Source organism: Nitrospinota bacterium (assembly GCA_029881495.1).
In the GTDB taxonomy this organism is placed as follows: Bacteria; Nitrospinota_A; UBA7883; order JACRGQ01; family JACRGQ01; genus JAOUMJ01.
In genome coordinates, this window is the sequence record JAOUMJ010000009.1 from 59,014 (window position 1) to 75,949 (window position 16,936).

General features: G+C 48.5%; 17 protein-coding genes. 7 read left to right on the forward strand and 10 right to left on the reverse strand.

Translation table 11 applies throughout. The features are described from left to right. Entirely contained in the window at positions 1 to 486 is a 486-nt protein-coding gene (locus OEY64_05905; protein MDH5542480.1) for a hypothetical protein, read from the reverse strand. 229 nt (positions 487 to 715) lie between these two features. Here OEY64_05905 and OEY64_05910 point away from each other — a divergent pair, with 229 nt between their 5' ends. After that, a complete protein-coding gene (locus OEY64_05910) occupies positions 716 to 1,129 on the forward strand; it encodes a hypothetical protein (GenBank protein MDH5542481.1) in 414 nt (137 codons plus the stop codon). A 143-nt stretch (positions 1,130 to 1,272) separates the two neighbouring features. On the opposite strand, the gene OEY64_05915 is transcribed toward OEY64_05910, so the two are convergent. After that, positions 1,273 to 3,084: an ATP-binding protein gene (locus OEY64_05915; GenBank protein ID MDH5542482.1), complete on the reverse strand. Its 1,812-nt coding sequence runs from the start codon at positions 3,082 to 3,084 to the stop codon at positions 1,273 to 1,275. Between the two features lie 317 nt (positions 3,085 to 3,401). Between OEY64_05915 and pheA the strand changes: the two genes are divergently transcribed. Together pheA and hisC are read left to right on the forward strand one after the other, a co-directional pair. After that, complete coding sequence (gene pheA, locus OEY64_05920; GenBank protein ID MDH5542483.1) at positions 3,402 to 4,475, forward strand: prephenate dehydratase; 1,074 nt, start codon at positions 3,402 to 3,404, stop codon at positions 4,473 to 4,475. Positions 4,476 to 4,488: 13 nt separating this feature from the next. Next, a complete protein-coding gene (hisC, locus tag OEY64_05925) occupies positions 4,489 to 5,589 on the forward strand; it encodes a histidinol-phosphate transaminase (protein ID MDH5542484.1) in 1,101 nt (366 codons plus the stop codon). 235 nt (positions 5,590 to 5,824) lie between these two features. Here the strand turns inward: hisC and OEY64_05930 are convergent, their stop codons facing one another. After that, complete coding sequence (locus tag OEY64_05930) at positions 5,825 to 7,333, reverse strand: CinA family nicotinamide mononucleotide deamidase-related protein (GenBank protein MDH5542485.1); 1,509 nt, start codon at positions 7,331 to 7,333, stop codon at positions 5,825 to 5,827. A gap of 22 nt (positions 7,334 to 7,355) precedes the next feature. Then, the gene (locus tag OEY64_05935) at positions 7,356 to 8,273 is read right to left on the reverse strand and encodes a hypothetical protein (GenBank protein ID MDH5542486.1); all 918 of its coding nucleotides are present in this window, start codon (positions 8,271 to 8,273) and stop codon (positions 7,356 to 7,358) included. Positions 8,274 to 8,489: 216 nt separating this feature from the next. Here OEY64_05935 and OEY64_05940 point away from each other — a divergent pair, with 216 nt between their 5' ends. Together OEY64_05940 and ychF are read left to right on the forward strand one after the other, a co-directional pair. Beyond that, positions 8,490 to 9,200 carry a translation initiation factor IF-2 N-terminal domain-containing protein gene (locus OEY64_05940; GenBank protein MDH5542487.1) on the forward strand — a complete coding sequence of 237 codons (711 nt, stop codon included), beginning with the start codon at positions 8,490 to 8,492 and terminating at the stop codon, positions 9,198 to 9,200. An 18-nt stretch (positions 9,201 to 9,218) separates the two neighbouring features. Beyond that, complete coding sequence (ychF, locus tag OEY64_05945) at positions 9,219 to 10,298, forward strand: redox-regulated ATPase YchF (GenBank protein MDH5542488.1); 1,080 nt, start codon at positions 9,219 to 9,221, stop codon at positions 10,296 to 10,298. A gap of 14 nt (positions 10,299 to 10,312) precedes the next feature. Here ychF and OEY64_05950 read toward each other — a convergent pair whose 3' ends face one another. Next, on the reverse strand, positions 10,313 to 10,624 hold the full coding sequence (locus OEY64_05950; protein ID MDH5542489.1) for a helix-turn-helix transcriptional regulator: 312 nt from the start codon (positions 10,622 to 10,624) through the stop codon (positions 10,313 to 10,315). 464 nt (positions 10,625 to 11,088) lie between these two features. Here OEY64_05950 and OEY64_05955 point away from each other — a divergent pair, with 464 nt between their 5' ends. Then, on the forward strand, positions 11,089 to 11,535 hold the full coding sequence (locus OEY64_05955; protein MDH5542490.1) for a response regulator: 447 nt from the start codon (positions 11,089 to 11,091) through the stop codon (positions 11,533 to 11,535). 141 nt (positions 11,536 to 11,676) lie between these two features. Here the strand turns inward: OEY64_05955 and OEY64_05960 are convergent, their stop codons facing one another. The 4 genes from OEY64_05960 to thpR are packed head-to-tail and all read right to left on the reverse strand — an operon-like array spanning position 11,677 to position 14,639. Next, entirely contained in the window at positions 11,677 to 12,423 is a 747-nt protein-coding gene (locus OEY64_05960) for a prepilin peptidase (GenBank protein ID MDH5542491.1), read from the reverse strand. A 46-nt stretch (positions 12,424 to 12,469) separates the two neighbouring features. Then, positions 12,470 to 12,919: a recombination regulator RecX gene (locus tag OEY64_05965; GenBank protein ID MDH5542492.1), complete on the reverse strand. Its 450-nt coding sequence runs from the start codon at positions 12,917 to 12,919 to the stop codon at positions 12,470 to 12,472. Between the two features lie 26 nt (positions 12,920 to 12,945). After that, complete coding sequence (gene recA, locus OEY64_05970; protein MDH5542493.1) at positions 12,946 to 14,037, reverse strand: recombinase RecA; 1,092 nt, start codon at positions 14,035 to 14,037, stop codon at positions 12,946 to 12,948. Next, positions 14,034 to 14,639 (reverse strand): RNA 2',3'-cyclic phosphodiesterase, encoded by a 606-nt coding sequence (gene thpR, locus OEY64_05975; protein ID MDH5542494.1) that lies wholly within the window; start codon positions 14,637 to 14,639, stop codon positions 14,034 to 14,036. Before thpR ends, recA begins: the two co-directional genes overlap by 4 nt. Before the next feature lie 141 nt (positions 14,640 to 14,780). Here thpR and OEY64_05980 point away from each other — a divergent pair, with 141 nt between their 5' ends. Then, positions 14,781 to 16,277, forward strand: a complete 1,497-nt coding sequence (locus OEY64_05980) for a sensor domain-containing diguanylate cyclase (protein ID MDH5542495.1) — start codon at positions 14,781 to 14,783, stop codon at positions 16,275 to 16,277. A gap of 16 nt (positions 16,278 to 16,293) precedes the next feature. Here OEY64_05980 and OEY64_05985 read toward each other — a convergent pair whose 3' ends face one another. Beyond that, positions 16,294 to 16,761, reverse strand: coding sequence for a cyclic nucleotide-binding domain-containing protein (locus tag OEY64_05985; GenBank protein MDH5542496.1), 468 nt, complete (start codon positions 16,759 to 16,761; stop codon positions 16,294 to 16,296). Positions 16,762 to 16,936 lie beyond the last annotated feature (175 nt).

A 16,936-nucleotide genomic window follows, 5' to 3' on the forward strand; every position in this document is an offset into this window, starting at 1 on the left:
CTATTCCTGTAGGGTCTTCAGGAGGTCTTGAGCCTCGCTTTTGAGCTTGATGATCTTTTCGAGCTTTTCAGGATTTGCCACAAATTTCGATTCGGCATCCTCCAGCAGTCCTATGGTCTTGATAACCTCTTTTTCAAGGTGTCTGAAATCAGCGATGGTCGCTTGAGAGGCGACTGATTTTGTTAAAGTATCAGCCGTTGGCAGACCCTTTACATCCCCGGTATTATAAAAATATGCCCCGGCCATCGCAAGAACCAGAATCCCGGCTATCAAAAGAACGGTAAAATTTATGCTATCTGAAGATGACCTTTCTTCAAGGTCATCCCCCGGACGCACGGAGTAAACCGGCCTGTCGTAGGTGGTTTTTTTCTCCCGCGGCGGATTATTTTTCCCGACAGTTCCCTGAGGCGGCAGATCTACATATCCGTAATCTTCGCTTTCACTTGCCATAGCGTTTATATTACAGTAAAAAACAGGTTCTTTCACTGATTTAATATTCGCTCTGCCGACAAAAAAAAGCTTGGAATTTTCTGGGTTTTAACAAAATTTTCGCCAATACCGAAAAAATCATTTCAGTTTTGTAAGCGTTTATTGAATCGACTTTTCGCGCGGCTTCTCTAAAATAATATGAAAAAACCGCTTTTTTGCGCGGCAGGTTGATATCAAATGCAATAGGTATTAAACTAATACCAATTAATTGACAGGAGGCAGGCAAATGGCTAGCAACCCAGACAGGGAAATGGAGAAACTTTCCAGGGCTATCGTAGAGGCGATACTTGCGTCTGATGATGTAAAAAAGTCTCTCGAGAAACTTCAGCACGTCGATAGCAGTACCTATAAAAGTTTGATGGTCTTCATGCTCCGTCTTGATTCGCTGTCGGATTTCAGAAATAAGCTCTCTTCGGATATTTCAGATATGGATGAGATGCCGGATCTTGAAATGGAGAAGGGGGATGAGATCGCCATTCCAAAAAAGAGGAAAGTGCGAAAAAGCGCCGACAAGGTGTTCCTCCCGGATATCATTGACGGAAGGATCATCTCCGGTAGCGAAAAGAAATTCCTCGATTTCCTCGCGGACAATTTCGATCAGGATACCTGGCTCAGGGAACACGGTCTGACCCTGGACTGAGAGCCCCCCTCAGGTTCGCAATTCACTACCCCGCCATGCAGGATAATTGCGTTTAAATATCTCCCTCTATGGCGGGTTGCCAGTTCTTGAAATTGTTATATGGTATGTTTTGGGAATCTCGCATCTCCGTTGCGCAGAGGGGATCAGCCTAATGCCAATTTTATTTTTGAAATAATCGCCTGTTCCGTGAACGGTCTCCTGACAATGTCGGTACTAAGCCCGGACAAGGTAGTCTCTCCGATCTCGTCTTCACCCTGCTCGGCCAGTATTAAAATCAGCACGTCACGAAATTCGTGGTTTTTTTTCGCCTGCTCAAGAAATACATATCCAGATTCGGTGGCAACAGGGTAATCGACGAAAACAAGGTCCGGGCGTCTCTCCTTGACGGTGCCGAACGCCCTTGAGCAGTCGTCCATTTCAATAACGTCAACTTCTTCAACTGCAAGAATGTCCGCAATGAATTTTCTGGATTCGGCATTTTTACTTATTATTATCGCAAACGGTTTCCTGTCGGGTATGACGATCCTGAAAACACTCCCCTGGCCAAGAACAGACTCAACTTCCAGATCTCCGCTATGCGCTTTTGTTATGTCTTTGCAGAGCGGGAGGCCAAGTCCTGTTCCTGTTTCGCCGGCAGTTCCGGCGGTAGAGGTCTTTTCCTCGTAGTTGAAGAGATTTTTACGCCTGTTTTCTTCTATTCCTATCCCGGTATCTGAAACGGCGATGACCTGCATCCCGCTTCTGCCCGGCTCAAGAAATATCTTTATCGTATCCCCGCGCTTGCAGAATTTGATGCTGTTTACGAGCAGGTTCTCTATGACCTGCTGTAAAAGGGCGGGATCACCAAATATCCTCGCGCCATGCGGGATATCTATCTTCAAAGATATTCCTTTCATCGCCGCGGGATCGCTTATCGTAAAGTTTATCTTCAGTACCATCTGGTACAGGTTGAAGAAACGCATTTCAGGTCTTAATATCCCTGTCTTTATTCTGTTGATGTTCAAGAGATTTTCAGTAAGTTCCAGCATGTTTTTGGTGATTGAAATGGAGTTCGCAAGGAATTTCTCCGTCTCCGCTTCGTTGCGGTTCTCTCCGACCATCCTGAGGTATGAAAGGAGCGTGCTGAGAGGCGCGCGGAGATCGTGGGCGACAAGAGATACGAATTTGTCCCTTAGTTTGGTGGCCTGTTCGGCGTTCTCTTTGGCGGCCCATAGCTGAAGCTCAGCTTTTTTTCTTTCAGTGATATCTGTAAAGGCTCCTATCTGGCCTGTCTGTTTTCCTTCGGAATTGAATACCGGCCCGCCTGACACGACGACTTCCCTTTTGCTTCCGTTTCTTCCAACCAGCGTCACCTCATAGCTGGAGATTATCCCCATCTCCCTTTTTTTGCTCTCTTCATTTATCCTTTCGAGGCTTCCGATTGTGAAGAAGGAGTGGAAGGTCTCGTTTTGCAGCTCTTCAGGGCTTTCTATCTCCAGCATTTCGCACATGACGTCGTTCACATATACGGTGTAACCATCAGTCGTTACGTTCCAGATGCCTATCGGGGCATGGTCCGCGAGCGCCTTGTACATCTGCTGGCTGTCTATGAGCGATGCTTCTGTCGCTCTGCTTTCAACCGCGAACTGGATGGAGTGGTGGAGGAGAGGGGGTGTGAGCATCCCTAGCACCAGGTAGTCGGATACCCCCATTTTTCTGGCGGCCAATTCGCGGCTGGTATCCTGTTTTTCAACGATCATCAGCGTAGGGATTTTCTGGTGCTCTCTTGTGAGCTTTTTCAGCATCGTGAATTCCTGTTTGCCGTCGACGAAATTCAGGATGATCAGTCCGACCCCATCAAGGTCGGGTTCCTTTGAGAAATCCTTGTAGGTGCGAATTCCGAGTTCGTAGGCTCCCTTTTTCATTTTCTTGAAAAGGGATGCTATCTTTCCATGTGCCAGTACAGTTTTTTCCAACAGAATAATTTTCATATCATTCCAGAGCTTTCAACATACATTCAGTTCACAAGCTTCTGCAAAGGCATCACGGTGAATTGTCGTGCAGTTATAGTCGATTTCCGGTTCCCCCCGTATCTATAGTAATTCCGCATCTTAGCAGATTGTTGATTTGAAAAAAAAGCGGACTGTTTCAGGGTACCTTTTATAAGTGGTGGATATCGGCTGTAATTTGTTCTTGTTGCGCGTGGTTTGGTTATTAAATAGACTAGCCTGAACCGGCGGAAACGGATTTTGCGAATGTTGCCGGTATTGTTCCATTTTTCAGGAGAAGATCCTTGACTGATATAAAAGGCTACCGGGTGAAGATAGACGAGCTCGACAGGAAGATTGTCGAACTTCTGAATGCGCGCGCCGAAATGGCGGTGGAGATAGGCAACATAAAGTCGCAGGAAGGAAAGGAGGTCTACGACGCCAAGCGGGAAGTAGAGGTGATGAAAAACCTCAAAAAGGCGAACAGGCTGATCCCCGATGAGTCGTTGCGCTCCATCTATCGTGAAATTATTTCCGCTTCAAGGTCGCTTGAGAAGAGGGATGTAGTCGCTTTTCTCGGGCCGGAAGGGACCTTTTCGCACGAAGCCGCGATTACGGTTTTCGGCAGTTCCTGCGAGTTCTTGCCGGTCTCCGATTTCGAGACGATTTTCAGCGAAGTGGAGAAGGGGAACGCCATGTTCGGCGTTATTCCGGTTGAAAACTCCATAGAGGGGATCGTCCCCCGCACGCTTGACCTCCTTGCGGAATCGAATCTCCTCATATCGGCGGAAATATCGATCAAGGCGAACCAGAATCTCGTCTCGAAGGAGAAGAGCATTTCGTCGGTTAAAAAGCTCTTTTCGCATCCTCAGCCGCTGGGTCAGTGCAGGAAATTCATCCTCAAAAACCTTCAGGGGGTGGAGGTAAAGGAGACTCCCAGCACGTCTGCCGCCGCGAAGCTGGCCTCGAAAACGAAAAACTCAGCCGCGCTGGCGTCTTTGACCGCTTCCCGTATCTACGGCCTTAATGTGCTGAAGCGCAATGTGCAGGATCATTCAAACAGCATGACCAGGTTCCTGGTGGTGTCGCGGCTCCCCTCAGGGAAGCCCGCCGAAGGGGTAAGGACCAGAACGTCAATAGCGTTCAAGCTGAAAAACAAGCCAGGTGAGCTTTACCGCGTGCTGGGGATTTTCGAGAAAAACAGTATTAACCTCACGAAGATCGCCTCCCGCCCGGTGCCGAGCGATACATGGGGCTACGTTTTTTATCTTGATTTCGAGGGGCACAGGGATGAGAAAATCACCGCTTCCGCACTTGATGAACTGGCGCAGATCGCCGATGACCTGAAAATATTCGGTTCGTACCCGATGGAGCAATAAGAAGAGGATGGATATGAAAGAGGAACTGAAGCGTCTTGTACCGCGTTATATATGCGATATAAACCCCTACGAACCCGGCAAGCCGATCGAAGAGGTGGAGCGGGAACTCGGGATAAAAAATTCGCTAAAGATGGCGAGCAATGAAAACCCTCTGGGGCCGTCGCCAAAGGCGGTAGCGGCGCTTAAAAAGGTAGCCGGCAAGGTTCACTACTACCCGGAGGGAGGCTCTCCCTACCTTCTTGCGAGCCTGGCAAAAAAGCTCTCCGTGGAGCCGGGGGAGATAGTGTTCGGAAACGGGTCCAACGAGGTGATAGAGCTCCTCATGCGCTGTCTCGTGACAAAAGGGGACAACATAGTCGCAAGCAGGCACGCTTTCCTTGTATACAGGCTGATAGCCCAGGGGATGGGAGCGGAGACGCTGGAAGCGGAACCTTCGGAAAATCTGGGTCACGACCTCGATGCGATGGCAAGGCTCGTGAACGATAAAACGAAGATAATATTCGTGGCGAATCCGAACAACCCGACAGGCACATATGTGAACAGGGCGGAGCTTGAAAGGTTTTTAAAGTCTGTTCCCAAAATACCGGTCGTGCTGGATGAGGCGTACTACGATTATGTGGAGGCGCGGGACTATCCCGACACATTGAGCATGAGGAAACAGTTTCCGAATATCATATCGCTCAGGACCTTTTCAAAATCCTACGGTCTTGCCGGATTGCGCATAGGGTACGGCGTCGCTGATGCCGGGCTGATAGGCTATCTGAACCGGCTGCGACAGCCGTTCAATGTGAACATGATGGCACAGGCGGGCGCTCTCGCCGCGCTTGGCGACAAGGCACACCTGAAGAAATCGCAGAAGGTCAATTCCACCGGGAAGAAACAGTTATACGGGGAGCTTGGCAAGGCAGGGATAGCATACGTCCCTACCGAGGCGAATTTCATACTGGTAAAGGTCGGAAGCGGCAGGAGCGTTTTTCAGAGCCTGCAGAGAGAGGCCGTGATAGTGCGGCCGATGGACGTTTACGGCCTCCCGGAATATATCAGGGTTACCATCGGGAAGAAGGAGCAGAACGCCCGCTTCATGAAGGCGCTTAAGAAAGTGATGGGGCTATAGGTTTCTGGATTGTATTGAAGATATTTTCTCCGACCTGTTATTGGGAATAGACGAAAAAAAAGGAGCTGCTGTTGGGAGAGGGCACCGACCTCTCAAGCCCACGCTAAAAGATTGGCTCCCCTATGCGCTTTAACCGGGCCAAAGCAGCTCTCATTTATTTTTCACCTATATTATATAACAAGTTGCGTCATATACGCTAGAAATATCGCGAGCCGCGATCTGGTGAAGAATCTCTCTACGACCTTTCATCCAGAAGCGAGAGTTTCATCTCTCTTGGTACGCATTTAATTCTCCTTTCTAGCGAGTGGGCCTCGCTTTTAGTCATCATCCCGCTTTTTTTCAGGAGCTTCACCGGGAGTCTCGTTCTTGTATATTTCGCCCCTTTCCCCTGATTGTGCGTCTCTATCCGTTTTTCAACGTCGTTTGAGACGCCGCAGTAGTAGGTGCCGTCGGCGCACTGCACGATGTATACGTACCACCCTTCCTCGCTTCCGCCGGTTTTAGTCTCTCCCTTTAGCCGGGTGTAGAGGAGATAGAGAGCTTCGAATACGGTTCGCTCCCGATTGTACGAGCGGGAAGGCCCCAGCAGAAGTTTTTCACACATCTCACCATTCACATCGGAAACGGCGACATATATTAGGCCGACAGGTTTCTCTTTCGAGCCTCCCCCCGGCCCGGCGATCCCGGTTGCGGAAATGCCGAAATCCGACCTCATCCTCTCCCTTACCCCTCGCGCCATTGCCAGAGCAGTCTCTTCCGAAACGGCGCCATGCTGTTTAATCGTCTCGCCGGGGATGCCGAGCGCCTCGATCTTCACTCTGTCGCTATAGGCGATGATCCCGCCAAGAAAATAGTCACTGCTTCCGGGGAGAGATGTAAGCGCCTCGCCTATCCCGCCGCCGGTGCATGACTCCGCGACCGAAAGGGTCTTCCCCGCCTTGCGCAGCATCTTTCCGACAACATCTTCAATATTTTCGTTGCCGTACCCCCAGATGCGGTCTTTGATGTTTGCCGTTAGAAGTTTTTCAGCGCTTCTCAGTCTGGTTTTTGCTTCATTCGCCGATTTTCCCGAAACGATGATCCGTATATCGGTCCTTCCAGCGTGGGGGAGAAAGGCAACTTCTGCATTTTCCAGAATGTTGTCGAGTGAGGTAATCTTTTTCATCAGCTCGGTTTCCCCGGCGACGGTTCGGAATGTTTTTTCAAGAAAATGATTCCCGCCATGCGGGATGATCTTTTTTCCATGCTGTTCGATCATACTCTTCATCTCGATCGGCACTCCGGGGAGGAGTAGGACTTTTTTGTTAAAAAAGAGTCCAGGCGCGACTCCGGCGCGGTTTTCCAGAGCGATGGCGTTATGCGGTATCTCGGCGTAACTTCTGTTCACCAGAGGAACCTTGCGCCCCCTTTTGCGGAAGAATTTTTCCACCTGTTTCTGAACGGTGGGGTTGTATCTGGTTTTTGATTTGAAGAGTGAGCAGACCGCGTTTTTCGTAATGTCGTCGTGTGTAGGGCCGAGTCCGCCCGTTACTATCAGAAGGTCGCACCCCTTCAGAGCGCGCCTTACGGCCGATTTGATGGCGTCCGGTTTATCGCCAACGGATAGGATTTCGTCGATATGATATCCCCGTGTGAAAAGGTAGCGGGAAAGGTAGGCGGAGTTCGTATCGGTTATTTTTCCGGTCGTTATTTCGTTGCCGACAGTGATTATCCGCGCTGTCTTCCCACTCTTTTTAGCCGGCATAAGACAGCTTCATTTGCGTACTTTATCTGTCCTGAATAAAAGCCACGTTATCGCCTATATCGATTTCCTTGGTGGAGGCCGTCACTATCGCGGTGGAGCTTTGGTCCCTTACGGTGACAACCATCGCTTTTCCGGCCCGGTTCTTAAATCCGAATTTTTCTTCGGGCCCCCCTTTTTCGAAGCTCTTCTGGATCGCGAAAACATCACCTTCCCTCACGCCGTGATCCCTCCCTACGTTGAAGTAGACCATATCGTTGATGGAGCCGAGCCTGTTATCAAGACCAACGGCGACTATCTTGCCCGAGATCTTCGCCTCCCTAACCGGCCTGTCTTCATCCATAGTCGGGAGGTAGACTTCGAACTTCGGGATTATGTAGTCTCCAAGTACGATCGAGCTGAACGCGCTCGTGACAACGCATGTGGCGGAGTGAAGTTTGGTATCCTCTTTTTTGAAGAGCCGCTCGAAAAATCCGGGCTTTTGAAGTTTCGGTTCGTTCACGTCGATTACCTTCATCTCCCCGATGATCGAAATAAGGTTGCCGAAAGGTTTTCCGGTGTCGGGATCCATTACTACCCTTATCTTTCTGTAAATGTAAAAAGAGTCGTTCTTTCTTACCCCTTCGGAACTTCCTTTGTCGATAAACATGATGTCATTTGTAGCCAGATCCTTCGTTCCGTCCTTTGCCTCCACTATCTGTCCGAACGGATTGTCGTGCACGCTTACGAAGCCGGCTGAAAGAAGTTCAACATGCCGAACGATAGGTTTTGTCTTTTTATGGAAAAGATTTTTCGGCAGTTTCGTGGTTCGTATCTCCCCGAGTATCGGAACCTGCTTTTTCGACTCCTTAACCTCTATCCCCTTTCTGCTTTTCAGTTCCGCGGCAAAATTGACCGACGATGCGGCCAGGACAAAGGCGAACCCAAGCATTATTTTTTTCATCCCTAGAATTATACAGGATTTGGGCGCATAGATAATGCGGGATGAATTTCTTAATAACCTCTTCAGAAAGGTGACGATACTGGTTTCATCGGGATTGACCCGGGAAATGGGTGCAGAAGTATTTCGCCTGGGGTTTTTCCAAAATTGAAGAGAAGAAGCGTATTTTGCATTAATGGATTGCTTGTATTTTTTCCCATGCTGTCATACGATATTGAGATGAAAAAAATAAGGGTCTCAGACCTTGCGAAGAAGAAAAAGATACCTGCGTCCCAGGCGGTAAAGATGTTGAAAGAAAAGGGTTTGACCAAGGTTACCGCTTCGACGCTAGTCGCGGCCGACGCGCTTGAAGGAGCGAACTCGGTGGAGAAAAAAGAGAGCGCGGTGATATCGCATATCTTTCCCCCTATCGGCACATCAGGCTCGCTTGCTTCGCAGGCGCTGCGTATAAACGAATTGAAAAAAGAGTCCGATCCAGGGAAGAGCGTTATGAAAGAGGCAAAGCCGAAGAAGAGCGCACCTAAAAAGGAAGCGGCTTCCGCTCCGACTGCGGAGAAAAAGGCTTTACAGCCACCTTCCGGGGGAAAACCGAAAATGCGAGCCGATATTTTCGCCGCGATAGCGGCTGTGGTAGCGATAATCCTCCTCGGATTGATGTATGTGGGGCAGAAGGCCGACCGCGCGGTGATGAAGGAGCTTGGCGCAAGCCTTTCCGAGATCAAAGAGACCGTAGCGGGGCTTGAAAAGGGGATCGCTGAAAACCGAAGCGCTGTCGAGGGAGTTGATAAAAAAATCGAAGCTGTCGACCTGGCTGTTCTTTCCCTTGAGGTTCGGTCGCAGGGGGCCGTTCTTAAATCACTCTCCGGCAACCTTAAGGATTCTCTCCGCGTCAGAACACAAACCTTGGCCGACGGTCTCGCCTCCTTTTAAGCCGGTCACTCTACTAAAATGGGATTCAACTGTGGAATAATCGGTTTGCCGAATGTCGGTAAATCGACACTCTTTAACGCGATCACATCTGCGGGCGCGGCGGCCTCGAATTTCCCTTTTTGCACAGTGGAGCCAAATGTGGGCCGGCTCCCTGTTCCCGATGAAAGGCTCGACAGGCTGGCAGAGATAGTGAAGCCTCAGCGCGTGCTCGCCACCCAGATGGAGTTTCTCGATATCGCCGGACTTGTAAAAGGTGCAAGCAAAGGGGAGGGGCTCGGCAACAAGTTCCTGAGCCATATACGAAGCGTGGATGCGGTCGCCCATGTGGTGCGCTGTTTTGAATCCGACGATATTACGCACGTCATGGGGAGCGTGGACCCGATCCGCGATATAGAGATAATCGAAGCGGAGCTGATGCTTTCCGACCTTGAGAGCGTGGAGAAAAAGATCCAGGCTCTTCGAAAAGGGGCCAAGAGCGGGAAGAAGGAAGATGTTGAATTCCTCGCAAAGCTGGAGCCTATTGAGAAAGGTCTTCAGGAGATGAAGCCTGCGTCAATGACCGGGGGTCTTGATATTCTCGACCAGCTTCCGCTGATAACCGCCAAGCCTGTGATGTATGTAGCGAACATGGGGAGTGCTTCGGATGAGAACGGCAAGCATGTGAATGCCGTCAAGGAGTACGCGAAGTCGAAGGGTGCGGCGTTCCTTTCGATAGTCGCCCAGGTGGAAGCGGAGATAGCCGAGCTTCCACCCGAAGAGCGCGCTTCATACAGAAAAGAGCTGGGGCTTAAGGATGCCGGCCTTGATGCCGTTATCAAGAAGGGTTATGAACTGCTCAACCTCATCACATATTTTACCGCAGGGGTAAAGGAAGTTCGCGCGTGGACAGTTCTTAAAGGCTCCACCGCACCGGAAGCGGCGGGAAAGATTCACACCGATTTCATAAAGGGATTCATCCGGGCTGAGGTGACCGCTTACGATGATTACGTCGCCTGCGGAGGAGAGCAGGGGGCCAAGGAAAAGGGGAAGATGCGCCTGGAGGGGAAAGAGTACATCGTAAAGGACGGCGACGTCATTTATTTCCGGGTCAACGCTTAAAACCTGTAAGTGCTTTAGTCGACAAGATCCAGAATCGTCAGTATCTGATAGATCATCGATCTTTTCTCCGGTTTCTGTTTCTTTATCAGTTCCAGAATTTTTTCAAGCTTGATATCGGGGAGTTTCTGGGAGGCCTTTGGATCCAGATCTGAAAAGAGAAAAAGTTTGTAGACCTCTGTGTTAAAGCCCCGCGCAATTTTTTCAATATTGTTAATGGTGAGGTTTCTTTCACCTCGTTCCACGGCCCCTATGTATGCGGGCTCTAGCCTGGATTTTTTTGCGAGCTTCTTTTGGGTTAATCCGTGGATCTTCCTTAGCTGCTTCATTCTTTTTCCAAAATTTATATTAAGTTTTTCCATGTTGTACATTTTTCTTTTGGGTGGTTGATGTTACTAAAAATATTTCATACGGCATCCCGACTGTATTATTTGGCAATTAACTTGGTTTCAAAAGCTGGAATTTTTTTTTATTGTAAAACAGACCCATTTTTCCCATTAGTCTATAGAGAATTGAATAAAATTAAAAATATTGGCAATATATATATATTTTAGTGTTGCATTTTAATACATATATGATGTATATTAACGGTTTGTATAACTGGTTATGTATATTTTCGGGGGTGATCTTGCGTTTCATGCTGGAATTTCGGCTATCGATTATTGCGGATCCAGTATTTGACTTTTTAATGAACGAGAACGGGAAAAATTAACGGGGAGCAACAATACCAATCGAATGAAAACGGAAGATTATCAAATTCTGTTTTCATTTTTTTTACATTAATGAAGATGAAATGTTTGTAAATACTGAAAACGAAGAAGAACCGGAAGAGTACCCATTATTTGAAAATAAAAAGGTGCTTGTTATCGATAACAGCTGGGTTCAAAGAATATTTTTGAAGCTGTGCCTGAAAAAAATAGGAGTTTCCATAACCGAGGCAAGCACTATCCGGGAGGGCATGGAATTCCTGGAAAATTTTCAGCCCGACCTGGTCTTATCCAATCTCGTAATGGATGAATTGGATGGATTTGACTTGTTAACCATGCTGAAATCTCATGAAAAACATTCAAGGCTTGATGTAATAATTATGGGCCCTCCGTTTGAGTTTGAACTGGAGGAAAAGGCGCTGAAGCTCGGGGCATTATCATATATCCCCAAACCGGTTGTCGCGAAGGAGATCATTACGCTTGTATCGAAACATCTGTCGAACGGTGAATTTTTTGGGGAAGGAAATGCTTGAGGCTCGAAAGTGACTGCCGATTTCCATATACAAAATATTTATTGAAGTAGATTTGACCGATTGTTTGGATTTGAATCCCGACCCCAAATGCTTTTTGTCTGACTAAAAATGTAAAGATGCTCGGCGCGAATCGCTAATTCTCTAATTTACAAATAGTTGCAGGTATAGATCTGTCAGGAATTCGTCATGAAAAAGTGAAAGAAGCGCTCCAATCGCCAGAAAGGGGCCGAACGGGATCTTGGTTTTTCTCCCCTTCCCGAGAATGATGATGCTGGTAATACCAACTATCGAACCGATGAACGAACCGAGGAAGATGGTGAAAAGGACCGATTTCAATCCGAGGAAGGCTCCTATCATTGCTATCAGTTTTATATCGCCCCCCCCCATTCCTCCTGGGACAAGCAGAGCAAGAATGAAAAAAAGCGCCCCTCCAGATACAAGGCCCCAGACGGAACTTTCAATACCAATCGGAAGGATCAGCCACGCGAATAATAGGCCGAGCGGTATGCCGGGGAGAGTTATTACATCCGGGATTATCATGTGGTCGAGGTCTATGAATGTGATCGCTATCAACGAAGCGGAAAAAAACATGTACACGATAGAGGCCGGAGTTACCCCGAACTGGTTGTATGAAGAGAGGAAGATGAGGGCGCAAATAAATTCCACGAGCGGGTATCGTGGAGATATCCCGGCTTTGCAGTCTGGACATCTACCTCTTAAAAGAAGGTAGCTGATGAGCGGGATGTTGTTCCACGGCTTTATCGATGCGCCGCAATTGGGACAGGATGAGCGGGGAGTAACGACAGACTTTCTCTCCGGCAGTCTGTGGATGACTACGTTCAGGAATGAGCCTACAGACGCGCCGATAATGAAAAAATATATCTGCATCAGACCGATGTTATAAAGGGGTGAAGTTGAGATCGGATTATCCCCTCTAAAAAAGTTTCCGTTTATTGATTGCCTTCAATATGGCATCGCTTCCGAACCCCTTGCCTGCCAGGAAATCATATAGACGTTTTTTTATATGTATCGGTGAAAGCCCATCCTTCATCCGGCTCATTTTTTTCTCGATAAGGCTATGTAACTGATTTTCCGTATCTTCAGGGTTCGAAAAGATCTCCGCAATCGCCTCATCGGCAAGTTTTCTATCGACCCCTTTCTTTATGAGTTTGTTCATTATGTAATTCGGCCCGACCTTCCTGTTGCGCGACAGCGAGCTTCCATACAGAGTTGCGAACTTCCTGTCATTCAGGTATCCGTCATCGACCAACCTGGAGATTACTTCTTTTATAGTATCCTCCTCAAAGTCCCTTTTCTTGAGGGCCTCGCGGATCTCAAGTATCGACCGATCCCTTCTGGCCAGAAGTCTATAAGCTACATTCATCCCTTTTTGAAAAGGAGACGACATGGCTACTTTTTGGATTTTGCGGTTTTGCCTGTCGTTTTCTCTTTCGGTTCGTTACCGTTGTCGGGCGTCTGCGGCTTCAGTTTCTTGGCGGTCCCAAGCCCCAGTTTTTCCCTCAATTGTGTTTCCAGCTTGGCTGTGAGTTCAGGATTTTCCTTGAATGTGTTCTTGGCCTGTTCGCGCCCCTGCCCGATCTTTTCGCCGTTATAAGAGTACCATGAGCCCGATTTTTCAATCGCACCATGTTCCACGCCGAGGTCGATCAGATCACCAAGAAGGGAGATGCCGGTGCCGAAAATGATATCGAATTCCGACTGTTTGAAAGGGGGAGCCAGTTTGTTCTTCACCACTTTCACCCTCGTCCTGTTTCCGATAACGTCCTCTTTTTCCTTGATGGCGCTGATCTTTCGGATATCAAGCCTGACAGTTGCGTAGAATTTCAGGGCGTTTCCCCCGGTTGTCGTTTCAGGGCTGCCGAACATTACGCCGATCTTCATCCTTATCTGATTGATGAATATTACGCATGTGGACGATTTCGAGATTATGCCGGTCAATTTGCGGAGCGCCTGGCTCATCAGTCTGGCGTGTAGACCCATGTGGCTGTCCCCCATGTCACCCTCTATTTCGGCGGCAGGTGTGAGTGCGGCTACAGAGTCGACTACAACAACGTCGCAAGCCCCTGAACGTACAAGGGTTTCGACGATCTCAAGCGCCTGTTCCCCTGTATCCGGCTGGGATATGACCAGGTTTTCCACATCTACACCGAGGTGTTTCGCGTATTCCGGGTCAAGTGCGTGTTCGGCGTCCACGAATGCGGCTATACCGCCGTTTTTCTGCGCGTTGGCAATTATATGAAGGGTCAATGTTGTCTTACCCGATGATTCAGGCCCGAAGATTTCGATCACTCTCCCCCTCGGTATCCCCCCTATTCCAAGGGCGTAGTCGAGAGAGATGGCCCCGGTGGGGATGACATTGTCCGCCGAGAATTTCGGCCCGTGATCCCCAAGGAGCATGACGGAGCCCTTGCCGAAATTTTTTTCGATCTGGGAAAAGGCCATATCAAGCGCCTTTTTCTTGTCTACCGGAATATCGCTCATTTCTCCCCTCCCGCGGAAAGTTTCATTTCTGCCAATTCTGTATATATTGCGCCAGTAGGATTCAGCTCGCTCTTCATCAGGAAGATCTGCTTAACGTCGATCTTCGCCAAACCTCTTTTGTGAAACTGACGCATTTTCATAATCAAACTGCTCTTAGCCTTGAAAGATTTTACCCGACCGAGGGTGATATGGGGGAAAAATTCTCGCTGTTCCTCCTCAAACCCGAGCTTCACCAGTTCCTTTTCTGCCAGTTCCGCCAAATCCTTCAACTTGTCGACTTCTCCCCCCAGCTCCGCGCAGACTATTCGTGGGTAATGCGGATTTGGGATAAGTTCCAAGCCATTTACAGCCAGAGATATCGGGCCTGTTTCGCGCGCAATTTTTTCAACAGTTTCAGTGATCTTTCCTATCCGTTCGCTTTTCACGTTCCCGAGGAATTTGAGTGTAAGGTGTAGATTTTCCGCATGGACCCAACGCACATCCGCTCCGGTTTTTGCCAGTTCAGCAAGCACCCCCCCCAGGGCGGCTTCGGCCTCTTTTCCAGCCTTTACAGCAACGAATGCACGTACCGTATCCATGGCATACTTTATCATTTCCGGCATTGAAATTTCTCAAACATGAAAAAGAAACTGATTTATGGAATCGGGATACCGCTCGTTGGGGTCAATAAATTGATTTATATTGTTTACCAGTTTGTTTAGTATTTGGTGATGGTATATTTCAGCAGTCGAAGAAGGCTCTTAATGGTTGGCGAGAGTATGGAGCTTGGCCTTGAAGTATCTTCCCGTTTAAACCGGTTTTTCGAGAGGCTTTCCATAAACCTCAAGATAGATTCCGTGAAGAACACCGAACGGGCTGTTCTGATGATGAAGTATTATGAGTATGATCTTGCCATTTGGCTTGCGTCTGAAACGAGGGGGGAGGACGTATCGCAGTTCGTAAAATCACTCGATGAAAGCGAAAACCGGATACCGCTAATTTTTATCGCACCAAACGAGAGCGCGGGGAACTGGGAGGCTGCAGGGCGCGTAGGCGCGGGGAGCCTTTTCACAAGGGAGACCCTGGACGGAATGCCGAAGGTAGTCGACGAGGCTATCCTTGAATACAGGTCGGGGGTCGAAAAGTATGACGCCATGAAAGATCTCCTAAAATCGGCTCAGGAGCTGAAAGAGGTCAACGATGAGATAGTCCATCAGTCCTCAAAGATATTAAGGAACAAGAAGGAGGAGGAGGAGGAGCGGAGGAAGCTTGAGATACTCCTCGATTTCAGCCAGGGGATTTTCATTCTCAATCTTGATAGGCTCATTGAGACATTGAAGGAGCGTCTCCCCAGCATTTTCGGCGTGGAGCTGTTTTCCATTTTCACGCTTGATGAAAACAGGCTCAAACTTCTGGCTTCCAACCATCCGCAGTCCGGCACCAGCATAAAATCCGAGGTTTTGCTGGAGGATTCTCCGCTGATGAAGGAGGCACTAGACAGCGGAAAACCTGTGCTGGTGAACGATTTCGCGCACTCCAGGTTCAAGACTGAAAGCCGCGCAAAGTATCGCGATAACTTCGCCATCTCCATACCGATCTTGATGGATGGCAAGCCTATCGGCGTGCTGAACATGAATGGCAATAGGGAAGGCTTCTTCGATCATCCCGACATCACGTTCATTCACCTCGGCGTCGACATTCTCGCAAGTGCGATTTCAAACGCGATGCAGCATAACCGGCTGGAAGAGCTTTCCATAACTGACGGTCAGACGGGACTATACAATAACAGGTATTTTTATCGCGTACTTTCCGCCGAGTGGGAGAAGTCGAGGAGGTATGACAGGCATTTTTCCCTGATAATCGCTGACATTGATTTTTTTAAAAAGGTAAACGACACATACGGCCATCTTTCCGGCGATCTAATATTGAAGGAGTTTGCTGACGTGCTCGTAAGCAAGGTAAGGAAGGCCGATACGGTTGCGCGATACGGAGGCGAAGAGTTTATCATAGTGCTTCCGGAATCGGATAAATCCGATGCCGCTTTGATGGCCGAGAGGATGAGGAAAGAGATAGAAGCGTCTACTTTCAAGGGTTGTGACAATGCGGATATAAAAATAACATCATCTTTCGGCGTCGCCGATTCCCGAATGCTGGGTTTGAAACGGGGAGAAGATGTTTTGAAGATGGCGGATAACAGGCTTTACATCGCAAAGAACGGCGGTAGAAATATGGTAGTTACCAGCGATAAGGAGAGCCCCTGATCCGGGGAGGAGTTATTTACTTGTTCTGGTAGAGGAGCTTGTTGGTTTCGGCAAGTTTCAGCGCCAGAGCTCGTGTCAGGTTACGGTAGATCGCCGCCATCAGCTCGGGCTTATCGTTTATCGATTTTTCCGAGATCTCGAAAAGTATTACATCGGAAATAGTTCTGGCCGAGGCGGTTCTGTTGCCCGATCCCTTTTCCCCTCTCATGGCAAACCCCATCTCCCCGACAAGATCGCCAGCCGATAGTTTCGTAATGGTTTTCTTTTTGGTCTCGGTGGAGGAGCTGATCTCAATATATATTTCTATCTCCCCCTTGATAATTACATGGAAGCAGTCGGGAACATCTCCCTTTGCGTACAGAAGGTATCCCGGCGGTCTGTTAACAGGTTTGACAGTTGAAAGGAATAAATTCAGGTCGCTATTGCTGAAATTTTTCAGGAATGGAACCGAATCGCGCAGCTTTTCAAGTTTGTCCAGGCTCATCTTCTTTCAGCTTTCTCCCACAGCCGGGTTTAGTCAGTTCAAACCGTTTTCCCATTCATTTAATTTAACAGTATTGGTCCCATGCAAAACGGGACGTGACATGGAAATTAAAATTTCTGCAATCCTGTTAATAGTTTAATGTTGTAAACTTAAAACCAGACACACGACTATTTTA

Bases quoted from the DNA above. Each gene is read 5' to 3' on its own strand.
- OEY64_05910 (MDH5542481.1), top strand. From the start codon at position 716: ATGGCTAGCAACCCAGACAGGGAAATGGAGAAACTTTCCAGGGCTATC.
- hisC (MDH5542484.1), top strand. From the start codon at position 4,489: ATGAAAGAGGAACTGAAGCGTCTTGTACCGCGTTATATATGCGATATA.
- OEY64_05930 (MDH5542485.1), bottom strand. From the start codon at position 7,333: ATGCCGGCTAAAAAGAGTGGGAAGACAGCGCGGATAATCACTGTCGGC.
- OEY64_05935 (MDH5542486.1), bottom strand. From the start codon at position 8,273: ATGAAAAAAATAATGCTTGGGTTCGCCTTTGTCCTGGCCGCATCGTCG.
- OEY64_05940 (MDH5542487.1), top strand. From the start codon at position 8,490: ATGAAAAAAATAAGGGTCTCAGACCTTGCGAAGAAGAAAAAGATACCT.
- ychF (MDH5542488.1), top strand. From the start codon at position 9,219: ATGGGATTCAACTGTGGAATAATCGGTTTGCCGAATGTCGGTAAATCG.
- OEY64_05950 (MDH5542489.1), bottom strand. From the start codon at position 10,624: ATGAAGCAGCTAAGGAAGATCCACGGATTAACCCAAAAGAAGCTCGCA.
- OEY64_05955 (MDH5542490.1), top strand. From the start codon at position 11,089: ATGTTTGTAAATACTGAAAACGAAGAAGAACCGGAAGAGTACCCATTA.
- OEY64_05960 (MDH5542491.1), bottom strand. From the start codon at position 12,423: ATGCAGATATATTTTTTCATTATCGGCGCGTCTGTAGGCTCATTCCTG.
- OEY64_05965 (MDH5542492.1), bottom strand. From the start codon at position 12,919: ATGAATGTAGCTTATAGACTTCTGGCCAGAAGGGATCGGTCGATACTT.
- recA (MDH5542493.1), bottom strand. From the start codon at position 14,037: ATGAGCGATATTCCGGTAGACAAGAAAAAGGCGCTTGATATGGCCTTT.
- thpR (MDH5542494.1), bottom strand. From the start codon at position 14,639: ATGCCGGAAATGATAAAGTATGCCATGGATACGGTACGTGCATTCGTT.
- OEY64_05980 (MDH5542495.1), top strand. From the start codon at position 14,781: ATGGTTGGCGAGAGTATGGAGCTTGGCCTTGAAGTATCTTCCCGTTTA.
- OEY64_05985 (MDH5542496.1), bottom strand. From the start codon at position 16,761: ATGAGCCTGGACAAACTTGAAAAGCTGCGCGATTCGGTTCCATTCCTG.